Origin of the sequence: Nonomuraea sp. NPDC049649 (assembly GCF_040675175.1) — a bacterium.
Lineage (GTDB): Bacteria > Actinomycetota > Actinomycetes > Streptosporangiales > Streptosporangiaceae > Nonomuraea.
Map to the genome: position 1 here is coordinate 198,901 of NZ_JBFAOH010000004.1, position 13,651 is coordinate 212,551.

Here is a 13,651-nt window from a genome sequence, read left to right on the forward strand (position 1 = left end):
CACATCCAGAACCCCGGCGACGTCCGCGCCGCCGGCAGAGGACGAACGAGTATGGAAAGCGGGCCGGCTCGAGCCGATGCCCATCAGGAAGCTCCCCGACGCGCCCCCCTCGGTGCACATCCTGGGGCCCACCGTCTTCCTCGTCGCCCTGGGCGTGGGGATGGGGGAGTCCTACATGTGGCCCAGGCTCGTGCTGCTGTTCGGGCCGGAGATCAGGTGGCTGTTCCTGATCGGCGTCACCCTCCAGGCGGTGGTGATGCTGGAGATGGCGCGCTACGCCATGGCCACAGGGGAGAGCATCTTCTCCGGCGCGGCCCGGGTGTTCAAACCCCTCATGTGGTTCTTCTTCGTCGTCGCCATCGCCGTCTACATCTGGCCGGGCCACTTATCCGCCGGAGCGGCCGCGCTGGAACAGATAACCGGGATCCCGTGGATGGTCACGGCGGTCACCGGGCTCATCCTGGTCGGGGTGATCTTCAGCCTCGCCAAGGTCATCTACAACCTGCTCGAGAACGTGCTGTCGCTGCTCATCGGCGCGCTCGTGATCGGCACCTCCGTGGTCGCCGCGATGGTGGGCTCGTGGAACGACGTGGTCACCACCATCACCGGCATGTTCGCCTTCGGCTATCTTCCGGAGGAGGCCATGACAGCGGCGTGGTTCCCGGTCATCGTGGGCGCCTGCGCCTTCGCCGGGCCGTCCGGCATGCAGCAGATGTGGTACACGCTGCACCTGCGCGACTCCGGCGCCGGCATGGGCGCGCACATCCCCAAGGTCCGCGGGCTCCGGCACGCGGGCGAGGAAGAGGCCATGCCCTCGCGGGGCTTCATGTTCGACACCGAGGACCCCGCGGAGATGGCCAAGTGGAAGGGCTGGCGGCGCTGGGTCACCTTCGACGCGCTGGCCCTCTTCTGGGGCATCACCATGCTGGTCACCATCTCCTTCACGGTGATCGCCCAGTCGGCCGCCCGGCTCAACCCCGACGTGCAGACCGCCCTGCAGAACGACGACCGGGACGTGGCGCTCAGCGCCATGTCCGACGCCGTCTCCTCGGCGGGCAGCTCGGTGCTCGGCGGCGTGTTCCTCGGCTTCATCGCGCTGATCGGGCTCAACGCCACGCTGGGGCTGTTCGACTCGTTCTCGCGCGGCCAGGCCGACATGACCTACAACTTCGTGCCCGGCGCGAAGAAGCTGCGCATGTCGCACCTGTACGCGGGCTTCCTCTGGGCCGTGATCATCTTCGGCATCCTGATCCTGCTCTTCGGCCCGGCTGACGGGCCGAGCGAGATCCTGGACACGCTGGCGTTCCTGTCGACCTTCGCGATGGGCGCGTACTGCGTGACGCTGCTGCTGGTCAACAACCGCACGCTGCCCAAGCCGATCAGGCCCAGGTGGTGGACCAACGCGATCATCGGCATCGGCGCGGTGTTCTACCTGGGCATGCTCTTCTACAGCCTGTTCGCCTTCGGGGTGGTCGTGGGCTGATGATCGATCGGGACGACCTCGAACTCGCCCTGCCCGGGGCGACGATCGGAGCCGTCGCCGGTGCGCTGGCGGGCGGGCTGACCCTCCTCGCGGGGGTCCCCGCCGGCCTGGCCGCCCAGTCCGCGCTCGCCCTGTCCTTGCCGCTCGCCTTCTTCGGCGGGCTGTACGGGGTGCTGCTCGGACGCGGCCTGTTCCGGCCCGGCACGTTCGGCCCCACCGGGCTCTACTGGATGGCCGCCTTCCCGCTGTCCCGGCTGCTCCAGGAGAGCGTCGCCGGGGCCGGAGCGGCTGACGGCGTGCTCACCTTCCTGCTCTTCCAGGCGATGGTGAGCCTCGGCTTCGCGATCGGCTTCGTCTTCCTGCACGAACGGACCATGCCGCCCTGGCTGATGCGCCGCGCGGGCAACCCCCGGGCGGACGCGCTCTTCGGCCTGTACGTACGACATGCCCAGATCATGCAGACCAGGAAGGGAGCCCGTCGATGAACCTGCCCGCATGGGTCTGGCTCGCCACGATCGGCGGTTTCGCCGCCGTACTGGCGCTGGACTTCTACCTCGTCGCCCGCAACCCCCGCGAGCCCTCCTTCCGGGAGTGCGTCGGCTGGGTGTCGTTCTACGTCGCGCTGGCCGCCGCCTTCGGCTGCGGGCTGCTCTTCCTGGCGGGGCCGCAGCACGGCGGCGAGTTCTTCGCGGGATGGATCACCGAGTACTCGCTCAGCGTCGACAACCTGTTCGTCTTCATCCTGATCATGGCCAGGTTCCGGGTCCCCCGGGAGTACCGGCAGAAGGTGCTGCTCGTCGGGATCATCCTGGCCCTGGTCATGCGCGGCGCCTTCATCGCCGCCGGCGCCGAGGCCGTGTCCAGGTTCGACTGGCTCTTCTACGTCTTCGGCGCCTTCCTGGTGTACACCGCCTGGAAGTTGATCAAGCACGAGGAGGACGAGGACGACTTCAGCGAGAACGCCGTCCTGCGCACCGTCCGCCGGGTGCTGCCCACCACCGACACCTACTACGGCGCCCGGCTCACCGTGCACCTGGGCCGCAGGATGGTGACGCCGATGCTGATCGTCATGGTCGCCATCGGCACCACCGACCTGCTGTTCGCGCTCGACTCGATCCCCGCCATCTTCGGGCTCACCAAGGAGCCCTACCTGGTGTTCACCGCCAACGCCTTCGCCCTCATGGGGCTGCGGCAGCTGTTCTTCCTGATCGGCGGCCTGCTCGATCGGCTGGTCTACCTGAGCAAGGGCCTGTCGGTGGTGCTGGCCTTCATCGGGGCGAAACTGATCCTGGAGGCCGCGCACCATGACGGGGTGTCGTGGGCGCCGGAGATTCCGATCCTGGCCTCGCTGGGTGTCATCGTCGGGACCCTCGCCGTGACCACGGTGCTGAGCCTGATGAAGTCGGCCCGCGACGCGAAGGCGGGGTCGTCGGATCCTGTGCGTGCTGACTCAGCTCGTACGGAGTCTGTGCGTACGGAGCCCGAGGGCTGAGGGGGTGAGGGCGCGCCGCGCGCGGGGGGCGCCACCCCTGTGCGCGGCACCTCAGCGGTTCAGCGCACGCTCTCGTGCGCGTCGCGCTGCCCGGCCCACCGGGTCAGGTACTGCTCCGCGGCGTCGGCGGAGTGCTGCTTCCTGAGCGCGGCTGCCAGGCCGATCCCGATCATCCGGCCGTCGGCGGGCTGACCGAGAGGGTCTCCGAGAAGGAAACGGGCGAACCTCTTCATCTTCGTTCACCTCCCTTCGCTGCTGGTTTCGGGCAGGACGATCGCAAACCTCGGGGCACGTGCGGGCAGGGGTCTCGAGCCTCGGTGCACATGCGTGGAGGAGGGTTTACGGGTCCTCATCCTCTGCCCGGGGTGTTACGGGCTATACGTCCAGGTGTGAACGGCGGGTCAACCGGTGGTCGGCGTCCGCGGCCGGCGGCGGCGCACCGGCTTGGGCGCGGGCTCCGGCGGCTCGTTCTCGCGGCGCTCCATGTAGGAGGCGCGGGTGTGCTCGGTGTGCTCGCGCATGATCTGCGCGGCCCGTTCCTCGTCGCCGCGCTCGATCGCGTCGATCAGCGCGGTGTGCTCCTCCCAGGAGGCCATGCCGCGCTGCCGGGCCACGGGCGTGTGGTACCAGCGCACCCGGCGGGCGACCTGGCCCGCCAGCTCGGCCAGCACCTTGTTGCCGGACAACTCGGTCACCAGAGCGTGCAGCTCGGAGTTGGTCGTCACCGCGGCGTCCACATCGTCGGACTGGACCGCCTCGATGCCACGCCGGCACAGGGCGCGCAGGCGGCGCACCCCCTCCTCGCCGGCGTGCTGCGCGGCGAGCCTGGCCGACTCGGTCTCCAGCAGCGTCCGGACCGCGAGCAGCTGGTCGGCCTCCTCCACCGTGGGGGTGTGCACGAACGCGCCCTGACCGGGATGCAGGTCGACCCAGCCCTCGGTGCTGAGCTGCTGCAACGCCTCGCGGACGGGCTGCCGCGAAACGCCCAGCAGCTCGGCCAGCTCGCTCTCCACCAAGTGCTGGCCGGGCTTGAGCTGGCCTGAGACGATGAGCTCCTGGATGGCCTCGATCACGCTCTCCCGGAGCGTGGCAGGGCGGGGAATCTTGGGGGCCGCCGCCCGACCGGCCTGATCCGACAGCAACATGATTCTGACTCCAGGACTGCGCTAGTGGTTTTGGTCGACTGCCTACAGCATACCGCCGCCCGCCCTCCCCAGGCCGTGAGCCTCATCACAGCCAGTAACGTCACCGCCCGGTCACAGCGGGATCGTCACGGGCAGCCCGGGCGTCCGCAACCGCACCGACGCCAGCGCCGGCAGCGCGGCCAGCCCCGCGGCGACCAGCAGCGCCGTCGCCGGCGCGGTGAACGCGTACGCGGCCATCCCCACCCCGATCACTCCCGCCACGGCCTTGGCGCTGTAGACGACGGCGTGAATCTCGCACGTCTGCCGCTCCCCGAAGAACTCCCGCACCAAACTCGCCACCAGCGGATAGAACGCACCCCCGCCCAGCCCCGCCGCGATCGCCCCCAACCACAACAACGGACTCCCCGCGGCTTCGACCATCCCGCCGTCTCCGCCTTCCTCAGCGTCCCCCGCCGCGCTGACTCCCGCAGCGTCCCCCGCCACGCCGACTCCCGCGGTGCCTTCGGTCACCCCGATTTCCGAGGTCTCCGCAGTCGCTCCGAGTTCGGTCGGGCCCTCAGCGATCCCTACTCCCGTCGTGTTTGTGCTGCCACTGACTCCCGCGATGTCCCTAGCGGCCGTGACTCCCGTCGTGTCCGCAGTGGATTGGGTCGGTGAGGTCGCGGCGAGGTGGGCGGGGGCTTGTCCGGGGGTCAGGGCGGCGGCCAGGAGGAGCTGGCCGGTGGCGAGGAGGGCGAGGACCGAGGCCAGCACCAGGCGGCGGCCGAAGAGTTCCGACAGGCGCATGGCCACTGCTCTGCCGCCGCCGTTGAGGGCCAGCATGAGGGCCAGGGCTGCCCAGGCGCCGGTGCTCGCTACGACGATCACGTCGAACAGGGACACCGCGCCCGCGCAGGCCAGGATGATCGCCAGGGCGGGCAGCGCTCGCGTGCGCAGTGCCTGGGCGAGGCCGAATTGGCGTACCGCGCCGGGGGTTCTGCGCAGTCTGGCCGCCTCCAGGGCGTGGGCGCGGGGCTCCACGGTGTCCGGCCACCAGCCTTCCGGGGCCAGGCGCAGGGACCGGGCCGCCGCTCCGATCGCCGCCGCTGCCAGCACCGCCGCCACCGCGAACACGGCCGGGGTCATCGCGGGCGCGATCCCGGCCCACACCAGCAGCGGGACCGATCCGTACCCGAAGGCGCCCGTCACCATGCTCACCCGTGCGGCGGGCCGGTCGGGATACCACGAGGAGACGACTTCGCTGCAGACCCCGTACACGGCGCCGGCGCCCAGCCCCCCGAGCACCGCGTACCCGAGCAGGGCGAGGGGGAGGACTCCGGCGCCCGGCGCGGTGGCGAGGAACCAGGCGGCGGTCAGGAGACCGAGGGTGGTGAGGGCGGCGCCGGCGGTCAGGGCGGTGCGGACGGGGAGGCGGCCGCGGCGGACCAGGCGCAGGGTGGGGAGGGCGCCCGCTGCCTGGAAGACGACGCAGGTGGCCAGCAAGAGGAGGCCGTGGGCGTCCGTGGCCAGGAGGGCGGCGGAGGCGTACTGGAGGGGGCCGATCGCGGCCATGGCGGCGAGGGCGAGGCGGAACATGCGGGTGCGGTCGGCGGGGACGGATCCCACGAGGTAGGAGCGGCCGCGCCAGTCTCGGACAAGGTGTGCATTTTCCATACTGTATGGAATATCCGGTACACCAAGCCCTGTCGAGACCCCTAGACGGCGGATATTCCATACGGTATACCGTCTACAAAGGAGGCTCGCATGGACCTGTACGAGTACCAGGCGAAGGAGCTCTTCGAGCGCCACGGCATCCCGACCCCCGCGGGCAGGGTCGCCGCCACCCCCCAGGAGGCCCGCGACATCGCGGCCGAGCTGAAAGCGCCCGTCGTCGTCAAGGCCCAGGTGAAGACCGGCGGGCGCGGCAAGGCGGGCGGCATCAAGACGGCCCCCGGCCCGGCCGCCGCCGAGGACGCGGCCCGCCACGTGATCGGCATGGACATCAAGGGACACACCGCGCACCGCGTTCTGGTCGAGACCGCCACCGTGCCCTTCGAGGAGTACTACGCGGCCTTCCTCGTAGACCGGGCCGAGGGCGGGTTCCTCGCCATGGTGTCCGGCCAGGGCGGCATGGAGATCGAGGAACTGGCGGCCAGAGACCCCGGCGCCATCGTCCGCGCCCGGATCGACCCCGAGACGGGCGTGGACGGGGAGACCGCCCGGAAGTTAGCCGCCGGGGCGGGCCTGCCGGACGCCGCCGCGGAGGTGCTGGAGCGGCTCTGGCGAGTCATGATCGCCGAGGACGCCCTCCTGGTCGAGGTGAACCCGCTGATCTGCACCACCGGCCAGCGGATCGTGGCACTCGACGGCAAGGTGACGCTCGATGACAACGCCGCCTTCCGCCACACCTGGGAGTACGCGGAGCCCGGCGACGGCCTGGAGGGCCGGGCCAGGGCCAAGGGGCTCAACTACGTCAAGCTGGACGGCCGGGTCGGCGTCGTCGGCAACGGCGCGGGCCTGGTGATGAGCACGCTCGACGTGGTGGCGGGTGCGGGCGCGGCCTTCCCCGGCAAGCCCGCCCCGGCCAACTTCCTCGACATCGGCGGCGGCGCCTCGGCGCGGGTGATGGCCGACGGCCTGGAGATCATCCTGTCCGACCCGGACGTCCGCTCGGTGCTGGTGAACGTCTTCGGCGGCATCACCGCCTGCGACGCGGTGGCCAGCGGCATCGTGACGGCACTCGAACTGCTCGGCGAGCGCGGCCGGGAACGCCCGATCGTCGTACGGCTGGACGGCAACAACGCGGAGGCCGGGCGGCGCATCCTGAGCGAGGCCCGGCACCCGGCGGTCCGGCAGGTCTCCACCATGGACGGCGCCGCCCAGACGGCGGCCAGACTCGCGGCAGGTGCGTGATGGCGATCTTCCTGACCAAGGAGAGCCGGGTGCTCGTGCAGGGCATGACCGGCGCGGAGGGCAGCCGGCACACGGCCCGCATGCTGGCCGCCGGCACCGACGTGGTGGCCGGGGTGACGCCCGGCAAGGGCGGCCGCACGGCCGACTTCGGCGAGCGCCCGGTGCCGGTGTTCGGCTCGGTGGCCGAGGCCGTGGCGGAGACCGGGGCGGACGTGTCGGTGGTGTTCGTGCCGCCGCGCTTCACCCGGGCCGCCGTCGAGGAGGCGGCCGAGGCGCGGGTGCCGCTCTGCGTCGTCATCACCGAGGGCGTGCCGGTGCACGACACGATCCGGTTCCGTGCCCTGGCCGCCCGCACCGGCACCCGGATCATCGGCCCGAACTGCCCCGGCCTGATCAGCCCCGGCCAGTCGTCCGCCGGGATCATCCCGGCCGGCATCACCACCGCCGGGCGGATCGGCCTGGTCTCCAAGTCGGGCACGCTCACGTACCAGCTCATGTACGAGCTGCGCGACCTCGGCTTCTCGACCGCGGTCGGGATCGGCGGCGACCCGGTGGTGGGCACCACGCACATCGACTGCCTCCAGGCGTTCCAGGACGACCCCGGCACCGACGTGATCGTGATGATCGGCGAGATCGGCGGCGACGCCGAGGAGCGGGCCGCCGCCTACATCGCCGGGCACGTCACCAAGCCGGTCGTCGCCTACGTCGCCGGGTTCACCGCGCCCGAGGGCAGGACGATGGGGCACGCGGGCGCGATCGTGTCCGGTTCGTCGGGGACCGCCCAGGCCAAGAAGGAGGCGCTGGAGGCCGTCGGCGTCCGGGTCGGCCGCACCCCGTCCGAGACGGCCCGGCTGCTGCGCTCGGCGCTCGGGAGGGTGCCGGCATGAGGTTCGACGTCAACCTGTCCATCCTGTTCACCGATCTGCCGCTGCTGGAGCGGCCCGCCGCCGCGGCCAAGGCCGGGTTCGACGCGGTGGAGCTGTGGTGGCCGTTCGGCACGCCGCAGCCGTCCCGGGCCGAGCTGGACGCGCTCCGCCGCGCCATCGAGGACGCCGGGGTCCGCCTGGTCGGGCTCAATTTCGACGCGGGCGACATGGCCGCGGGGGAGCGGGGCCTGCTCGCCCGGCCGGACGGCGCCGCGCGGTTCCGGGCCAACGTCGGCGTGGCCGTCGCCTTCGCCGCCGAGCTGGGCTGCGGCACGCTCAACGCGCTCTACGGCAACGACCCCGGCACCGACCGGGCGCTGGCCGTGGCCAACCTGCGCGCCGCGGCCGACGCGGCGGCCGGGATCGGCGCCACCGTGGTCGTCGAGGCGCTCAACTCCCGGGAGAACCCGCACTACCCGATCACCTCGTCGGCCGCCGCCTTCGACCTGATCGACGAGGTGGGCCGGGAGAACGTGGCCTTCCTGGCCGACCTGTACCACCTGCACGTCATGGGCGAGGACGTGCTCGCGCTCATCGACGCCCACGCGGGCCGGTTCGGCCACGTGCAGATCGCCGACGACCCCGGCCGCGGGCAGCCCGGCAGCGGGCGCATGCCGTACCAGGAGATCTTCGCCCGGCTGGCGGCGGCGGGCTACCGCGGGCACGTCGGGCTCGAGTACCGGCACGAGGGGCCGGGCGCGTTCGCTTGGAGGCAGCAGTGACCATCGCTTTCATCGGCCTCGGGATCATGGGCAGCCCGATGGCCGCCAACCTCGTCAAGGCCGGGCACCACGTCGTCGGCTACGACGTCAGCCGCGAGCGCGTCGCCCGGCTGGAGGCCGCGGGCGGCAAGGGCGCGGCCGGGATCGCCGAGGCGGTCGCCGACGCGGACGTGGTGATCACCATGCTGCCCGACTCGCCGCAGGTCGAGGAGGTCGCGCCGGTCGTCCTCGCGCACGGCGCGTCCGGCCTGATCTACCTGGACATGAGCACGATCAAGCCGGAGACCTCGCGCCGGGTCGCCCGCGAGGCCGCCGCCAAGGGCGTCCGCGCCCTCGACGCGCCGGTCAGTGGCGGCGAGCGCGGCGCCGTCGACGGCACCCTGTCGATCATGGTCGGCGGTACGGACGAGGACTTCGCCGCCGCGAGGCCGGTGCTCGGCGCGCTCGGCACCACCATCGTGCACGTCGGCCCGGCCGGGGCGGGCCAGACCGTCAAGGCCGCCAACCAGCTCGTCGTGGGAGGGATCTACGGCCTGGTGGCGGAGGCGATCGTGCTCCTGGAGGCGTCGGGGGTGGATCCGGCGGCCGGGCTGGACGTGTTGGCGGGCGGCCTGGCCGGTTCGCGCATCCTCGACCTCAAACGGCACACCATGATCAAGCGGGAGTTCGCCCCCGGCTTCCGCATCGACCTGCACCACAAGGACATGGGCATCGCCCTGGCCGCCGCCCGCGAGGCCGGGGTCGCGCTGCCGCTCACCGCCCAGGTCGCCCAGCTCGTGGCCGCCGCCCGCGCCCAGGGCCACGGCTCGCTCGACCACTCGGCCCTGCTCAAGGTCGTCGAAAGGCTGAACGGATGACACCCGGTCGCGTGAAGGGGGATGGCCCCATCGCGGGCCACCTGCTCAAGGTCGTGGAAAGGCTCGACGCATGAACCCCGTCCCGTGCATGGAGGCCGTGGTCAAGGTGCTGGAGTCGGAGGGCGTGGACACCGTCTTCGGCATCCCCGGCGCCGCGATCCTGCCGCTGTACGCGGCGCTCCGGCACAGCTCGATCCGGCACATCACGGTCCGCCACGAGGAGGGCGGCACGCACGCCGCCGACGGCTGGGCCCGCGTGACCGGGAACGTCGGCGTCTGCGTCGGCACCTCCGGCCCCGCCGGCACCAACATGATCACCGGCCTCTACACCGCGATGGCCGACTCGATCCCGATGATCTGCGTCACCGGCCAGGCGGTCAGCTCCAAGCTGCACCAGGAGGCGTTCCAGGCGGTCGACATCGTGGAGGTCGCCAAGCCGGTCACCAAGTGGGCGGTGCAGCTCAAGGAGCCCGCGCAGGCGCCGTGGCTGTTCCGGGAGGCGTTCCGGGTCGCCCGCTCGGGGCGGCCCGGCCCGGTCCTCATCGACCTGCCGCTGGACGTGCAGCTCGGCACCTGCCGGTACGATCCCGCGGTCGACGCGCCGCTGCCCGTGGAGGTGCCCAGGCCGCTGCCGCAGGCGGTGCGCAGGGCGGTGGACCTGCTGACCGCCGCCCGGCGGCCGCTGATCCTGGCGGGCGGCGGGGTGATCATCGGGGACGCGCACGAGGAGCTGCGCCGCCTGGCCGAGCACCTCCAGGTGCCGGTGCAGGTGACGCTCATGGGCAAGGGCGCCTTCCCCGAGGACCACCCGCTGTTCGCCGGGATGGCCGGCATCCAGACCCAGACCCGGTGGGGCAACGCCGCGTTCCTGGACAGCGACCTGGTGCTGGCCGTCGGCGCCCGGTTCGGCGACCGGCACACCGGCGACCTCGGCGTCTACCGGGGCGAGCGGCGGTTCATCCACGTGGACATCGAGCCCATGCAGCTCGGCCGGGTCTTCGAGCCCGACCTTGGCATCGTCGGGCACGCCCGGCCGGTGCTGGCCGGGCTGCTGGACGAGGCGCGCTCCCGGCATGCGGCCCCGCGGCGGCCCGGCAAGTGGGTGCGCCGGATCGGCGAGCTGCGCCGGACCCTGCGGCGCAGGGACGACTTCGAGGACGTGCCGATCAAGCCGCCCCGGGTGTTCCGGGAGATCAACGAGCACTTCGGCAGGGACACCACGTTCGTCACCGCCATCGGGCTCTACCAGATCTGGTCCGGCCAGTTCCAGACGACCTACCTGCCCCGCCGCTACCTGGTGTGCGGGCAGGCCGGGCCGCTCGGCTGGGAGGTGCCGGCCGCGATCGGGGTGAAGACGGCGCACCCGGAGCGGGAGGTCGTGGTGGTCGTCGGCGACTACTCCTTCCAGTTCCTCATGGAGGAGGTCGCGGTGGCGGCCCAGTACAACATCCCGTTCGTGATCGTCATGATCAACAACGAGTACCTGGGGCTCATCCGGCAGGCCGAGATCCCGTACGGCATGAACTACGCGGTGGACCTGCACTACGGAGAGGGCGGCATCGACCATGTCAAGGCCATGGAGTCGTTCGGCTGCCCGGCGCGCCGGGTGGAGCTGCCCGGCGACATCCGGGACGCGCTGGCCTGGGCGTCCGCCGAGGCCGCGGAGAAGCGCCTCCCGGTGCTGGTGGAGGTGATGGTGGAGCGCGAGGCGAACGCGGCCATGGGGCCGTCGCTGGACGCCGTGAAGGAGTTCGAGCCGCTGCCCGGGCTCGTCGCCGTGGACTGGTCGGACTGAGGAGGACTCATGCAGGTCAAACCGGGCACGGCCTGGCAGGACGCGTACGGCCGGTGCTGCGAGGTGGCGCCGGAGGCGTTCCACGACGACCGGGTGCTCAACCACTGGGGCGGGTTCTGGCAGCGGGACGGGCGGCCCGCGCCGGTGTTCTCGCCGGTGGACGGCACCGCCATCGCGGGCCCGCCCCGGCTGGACCGGGCCGGGGCCGCGCGGGCGGTGGCGGGCGCCGCGGAGGAGCACCGGCGGTGGCGGCACCTGCCGCTGGAGGAGCGTAAGGAGCGGGTGTCGGCGGCGGTGGAGTCCATGGCGGCGCACCGCGACCTGCTGGCGCTGCTGCTGGTGTGGGAGATCGGCAAGCCGTGGAAGACGGCCTGCGCCGACGTGGACCGCTGCCTCGACGGCGTGCGCTGGTACGTGTCGGAGATCGACCGCATGCTGGCCGGGCGGGCCCCGCTGCCCGGCCCCGTCAGCAACATCGCGAGCTGGAACTACCCGATGAGCGTGCTCATGCACGCCATGCTCGTGCAGGCGCTGGCCGGCAACGCGGTCATCGCCAAGACGCCGACCGACGGCGGGCTGTGCTGTCTCACCCTGGCGTGCGCGCTCGCGGTACGGGAAGGGCTGCCGTTCACGCTGGTCAGCGGGGGAGGGGCGGAGCTGTCACCGGTGCTGGTGTCGGGCCGGTCGCTGGGCTGCGTGTCGTTCGTGGGCGGCCGGGACGCCGGCGGGCGGGTCGCCGCCTCGCTGGCCGACCTGGAGCGGCGGCACGTGCTGGAGCAGGAGGGGCTCAACTGCTGGGGCGTGTGGGACTACTCGGACTGGGAGCTGCTGACCCGGCAGATCCGGGCCTCCTTCGACTACGGCAAGCAGCGCTGCACCGCCTACCCGCGGTTCGTGGTGCGGCGGTCGCAGTTCCACGCGTTCCTGGGGGCCTACCTGGAGGCGGTGGGGTCGCTGCGGTTCGGGCATCCGCTGGCCGTGGCCGCGCCGGACGATCCGCTGCCGGAGCTGGACTTCGGGCCGCTCATCAACGTCTCGAAGGCGAAGGAGCTGGCCGACCAGGTGGACGAGGCGGTGGCGCGGGGCGCGGTGCCGCTGCACCGGGCGTCCCTGACATCCGGGCATTTCCTGCCGGGCCAGGACACGTCGGCGTACTTCGCGCCGGTGGCGCTGCTCGACCCGCCCCGCTCGTCACCGCTGCACCACGCCGAGCCCTTCGGCCCCGTCGACAGCTTCGTGCTCGTCGACACCGAGGCCGAGCTCCTGGCCGCGATGAACGCCAGTAACGGCGCCCTGGTCGCCACGCTCTCCTGCGACGAGGAGGAGACGCACCGCAGGCTCGCCCCGCAGGTGCGGGCGTTCAAGGTCGGCCACAACCGGCCGCGCTCGCGCGGCGACCGCGAGGAGCTGTTCGGCGGGCTCGGCGCCTCCTGGCGCGGCGCGTTCGTCGGCGGCGAGCTGCTCGTCCGGGCCGTCACCCAGGGCCCGGACGGCGAGCGCCTGCCCGGCAACTTCCCCGGCTACACGCTGGTGCCCTAGAGCAGCCCGAACCGCGTCGCGGCCAGCAGCACCAGGAATGTCAGCATGGCCACCCGGAGCAGCTTCCCGCCCACCCCCAGCGACGGCCACGACAGATAGGCCAGCCAGCCGATGAACACCAGGACCGGCAGCACGGCCAGCCCGCCCAGCCAGCTCTGCACCGCGAACCCGGCCAGCAGCAGCACCACCATCACGGCGGGCGTCACCCAGCGCGGCACCTGCGTGAACAGGAACGCCATCGGCGCCGCGCTGCGCCGCTCCACGGCCAGGCGCAGCCCGGCCGCCCCGGGCGTGAAGAACTGCTCGCCCGGCGGCAGCGGGCGCTTGGTCTTGCCCTTCGGCCCCGGGCGCGGCTGCGCCAGCGGGTGCCTGCGGCGGTCGTCATCGGTGGCCACGGCCCCGAGCCTAGCGCCGCCGCGATGGCCACCGGCAGCCGCGGAACGTCTGACATGCTGGGAGCGTGCTCGCCGTGATCCGCTACACCGTTCCAGAGGCCCAGTCGCAGGACTTCGCCAAACAGGCCGAGGTCGTCCTCGACACGCTCGCCGCGCAGCCGGGCTACCTGCGCGGCAGGCTGGCCCGATCCGTCGACGAGCCCAACCTGTGGGCGGTCGTCACCGAGTGGGAGGGCGCCGGGTTCTACCGCAGGGCCCTGTCCGCCGCCCGCATGGAGATGTATCCGCTGATGATCCTCATGGTCAACGAGCCCTCCGCCTTCGAGGACGTCCTGGTCCAGGACGGTGCGTAGCGACACTCGGGCGCGGACGCCACCGGGAGTCCCCTAAGCTGGAAGCTCTCTT

Annotated in this window: 14 protein-coding genes; 10 read left to right on the plus strand and 4 right to left on the minus strand. The window is 72.2% G+C overall.

The annotated features are described in order from the left end of the window. Window positions 1-76 precede the first annotated feature (76 nt). The 3 genes from AB0J42_RS08100 to AB0J42_RS08110 are packed head-to-tail and all read left to right on the plus strand — an operon-like array spanning window position 77 to window position 2,975. Window positions 77-1,483, plus strand: a complete 1,407-nt coding sequence (locus AB0J42_RS08100; protein ID WP_364290212.1) for an Nramp family divalent metal transporter — start codon at window positions 77-79, stop codon at window positions 1,481-1,483. Beyond that, on the plus strand, window positions 1,483-1,968 hold the full coding sequence (locus AB0J42_RS08105) for a hypothetical protein (RefSeq protein ID WP_364290214.1): 486 nt from the start codon (window positions 1,483-1,485) through the stop codon (window positions 1,966-1,968). The genes AB0J42_RS08100 and AB0J42_RS08105 overlap by 1 nt, the downstream gene beginning before the upstream one ends. Beyond that, window positions 1,965-2,975, plus strand: coding sequence for a TerC family protein (locus AB0J42_RS08110; protein ID WP_364290215.1), 1,011 nt, complete (start codon window positions 1,965-1,967; stop codon window positions 2,973-2,975). Before AB0J42_RS08105 ends, AB0J42_RS08110 begins: the two co-directional genes overlap by 4 nt. A gap of 59 nt (window positions 2,976-3,034) precedes the next feature. Here the strand turns inward: AB0J42_RS08110 and AB0J42_RS08115 are convergent, their stop codons facing one another. The 3 genes from AB0J42_RS08115 to AB0J42_RS08125 form a co-directional block, all read right to left on the minus strand. Then, window positions 3,035-3,208, minus strand: a complete 174-nt coding sequence (locus tag AB0J42_RS08115) for a hypothetical protein (RefSeq protein ID WP_364290216.1) — start codon at window positions 3,206-3,208, stop codon at window positions 3,035-3,037. A 168-nt stretch (window positions 3,209-3,376) separates the two neighbouring features. After that, window positions 3,377-4,120: a GntR family transcriptional regulator gene (locus AB0J42_RS08120; RefSeq protein ID WP_364290218.1), complete on the minus strand. Its 744-nt coding sequence runs from the start codon at window positions 4,118-4,120 to the stop codon at window positions 3,377-3,379. Between the two features lie 111 nt (window positions 4,121-4,231). Next, a complete protein-coding gene (locus AB0J42_RS08125; protein ID WP_364290220.1) occupies window positions 4,232-5,773 on the minus strand; it encodes a hypothetical protein in 1,542 nt (513 codons plus the stop codon). A gap of 90 nt (window positions 5,774-5,863) precedes the next feature. Here AB0J42_RS08125 and sucC point away from each other — a divergent pair, with 90 nt between their 5' ends. The 6 genes from sucC to AB0J42_RS08155 all read left to right on the plus strand — a co-directional run bounded on the left by sucC (window position 5,864) and on the right by AB0J42_RS08155 (window position 12,851). Next, the gene (sucC, locus tag AB0J42_RS08130; RefSeq protein ID WP_364290222.1) at window positions 5,864-7,012 is read left to right on the plus strand and encodes an ADP-forming succinate--CoA ligase subunit beta; all 1,149 of its coding nucleotides are present in this window, start codon (window positions 5,864-5,866) and stop codon (window positions 7,010-7,012) included. Beyond that, window positions 7,012-7,899 carry a succinate--CoA ligase subunit alpha gene (gene sucD / locus AB0J42_RS08135; RefSeq protein ID WP_364290224.1) on the plus strand — a complete coding sequence of 296 codons (888 nt, stop codon included), beginning with the start codon at window positions 7,012-7,014 and terminating at the stop codon, window positions 7,897-7,899. Before sucC ends, sucD begins: the two co-directional genes overlap by 1 nt. Then, window positions 7,896-8,660, plus strand: a complete 765-nt coding sequence (locus AB0J42_RS08140; RefSeq protein ID WP_364290226.1) for a TIM barrel protein — start codon at window positions 7,896-7,898, stop codon at window positions 8,658-8,660. The genes sucD and AB0J42_RS08140 overlap by 4 nt, the downstream gene beginning before the upstream one ends. After that, window positions 8,657-9,517, plus strand: coding sequence for a 2-hydroxy-3-oxopropionate reductase (locus tag AB0J42_RS08145; protein WP_364290228.1), 861 nt, complete (start codon window positions 8,657-8,659; stop codon window positions 9,515-9,517). Before AB0J42_RS08140 ends, AB0J42_RS08145 begins: the two co-directional genes overlap by 4 nt. Before the next feature lie 70 nt (window positions 9,518-9,587). Then, on the plus strand, window positions 9,588-11,312 hold the full coding sequence (gcl, locus tag AB0J42_RS08150; RefSeq protein ID WP_364290230.1) for a glyoxylate carboligase: 1,725 nt from the start codon (window positions 9,588-9,590) through the stop codon (window positions 11,310-11,312). 9 nt (window positions 11,313-11,321) lie between these two features. Beyond that, window positions 11,322-12,851, plus strand: coding sequence for an aldehyde dehydrogenase family protein (locus AB0J42_RS08155; protein WP_364290232.1), 1,530 nt, complete (start codon window positions 11,322-11,324; stop codon window positions 12,849-12,851). On the opposite strand, the gene AB0J42_RS08160 is transcribed toward AB0J42_RS08155, so the two are convergent. After that, window positions 12,848-13,246 carry a DUF6703 family protein gene (locus tag AB0J42_RS08160; protein WP_364290234.1) on the minus strand — a complete coding sequence of 133 codons (399 nt, stop codon included), beginning with the start codon at window positions 13,244-13,246 and terminating at the stop codon, window positions 12,848-12,850. The genes AB0J42_RS08155 and AB0J42_RS08160 overlap by 4 nt on opposite strands. A 65-nt stretch (window positions 13,247-13,311) precedes the next feature. Between AB0J42_RS08160 and AB0J42_RS08165 the strand changes: the two genes are divergently transcribed. Next, on the plus strand, window positions 13,312-13,599 hold the full coding sequence (locus tag AB0J42_RS08165) for an antibiotic biosynthesis monooxygenase family protein (RefSeq protein ID WP_364290236.1): 288 nt from the start codon (window positions 13,312-13,314) through the stop codon (window positions 13,597-13,599). Window positions 13,600-13,651: the final 52 nt, after the last annotated feature.

Bases quoted from the DNA above. Each gene is read 5' to 3' on its own strand.
- AB0J42_RS08100 (WP_364290212.1), top strand. From the start codon at position 77: ATGCCCATCAGGAAGCTCCCCGACGCGCCCCCCTCGGTGCACATCCTG.
- AB0J42_RS08105 (WP_364290214.1), top strand. From the start codon at position 1,483: ATGATCGATCGGGACGACCTCGAACTCGCCCTGCCCGGGGCGACGATC.
- AB0J42_RS08110 (WP_364290215.1), top strand. From the start codon at position 1,965: ATGAACCTGCCCGCATGGGTCTGGCTCGCCACGATCGGCGGTTTCGCC.
- AB0J42_RS08115 (WP_364290216.1), bottom strand. From the start codon at position 3,208: ATGAAGAGGTTCGCCCGTTTCCTTCTCGGAGACCCTCTCGGTCAGCCC.
- AB0J42_RS08120 (WP_364290218.1), bottom strand. From the start codon at position 4,120: ATGTTGCTGTCGGATCAGGCCGGTCGGGCGGCGGCCCCCAAGATTCCC.
- AB0J42_RS08125 (WP_364290220.1), bottom strand. From the start codon at position 5,773: ATGGAAAATGCACACCTTGTCCGAGACTGGCGCGGCCGCTCCTACCTC.
- sucC (WP_364290222.1), top strand. From the start codon at position 5,864: ATGGACCTGTACGAGTACCAGGCGAAGGAGCTCTTCGAGCGCCACGGC.
- sucD (WP_364290224.1), top strand. From the start codon at position 7,012: ATGGCGATCTTCCTGACCAAGGAGAGCCGGGTGCTCGTGCAGGGCATG.
- AB0J42_RS08140 (WP_364290226.1), top strand. From the start codon at position 7,896: ATGAGGTTCGACGTCAACCTGTCCATCCTGTTCACCGATCTGCCGCTG.
- gcl (WP_364290230.1), top strand. From the start codon at position 9,588: ATGAACCCCGTCCCGTGCATGGAGGCCGTGGTCAAGGTGCTGGAGTCG.
- AB0J42_RS08155 (WP_364290232.1), top strand. From the start codon at position 11,322: ATGCAGGTCAAACCGGGCACGGCCTGGCAGGACGCGTACGGCCGGTGC.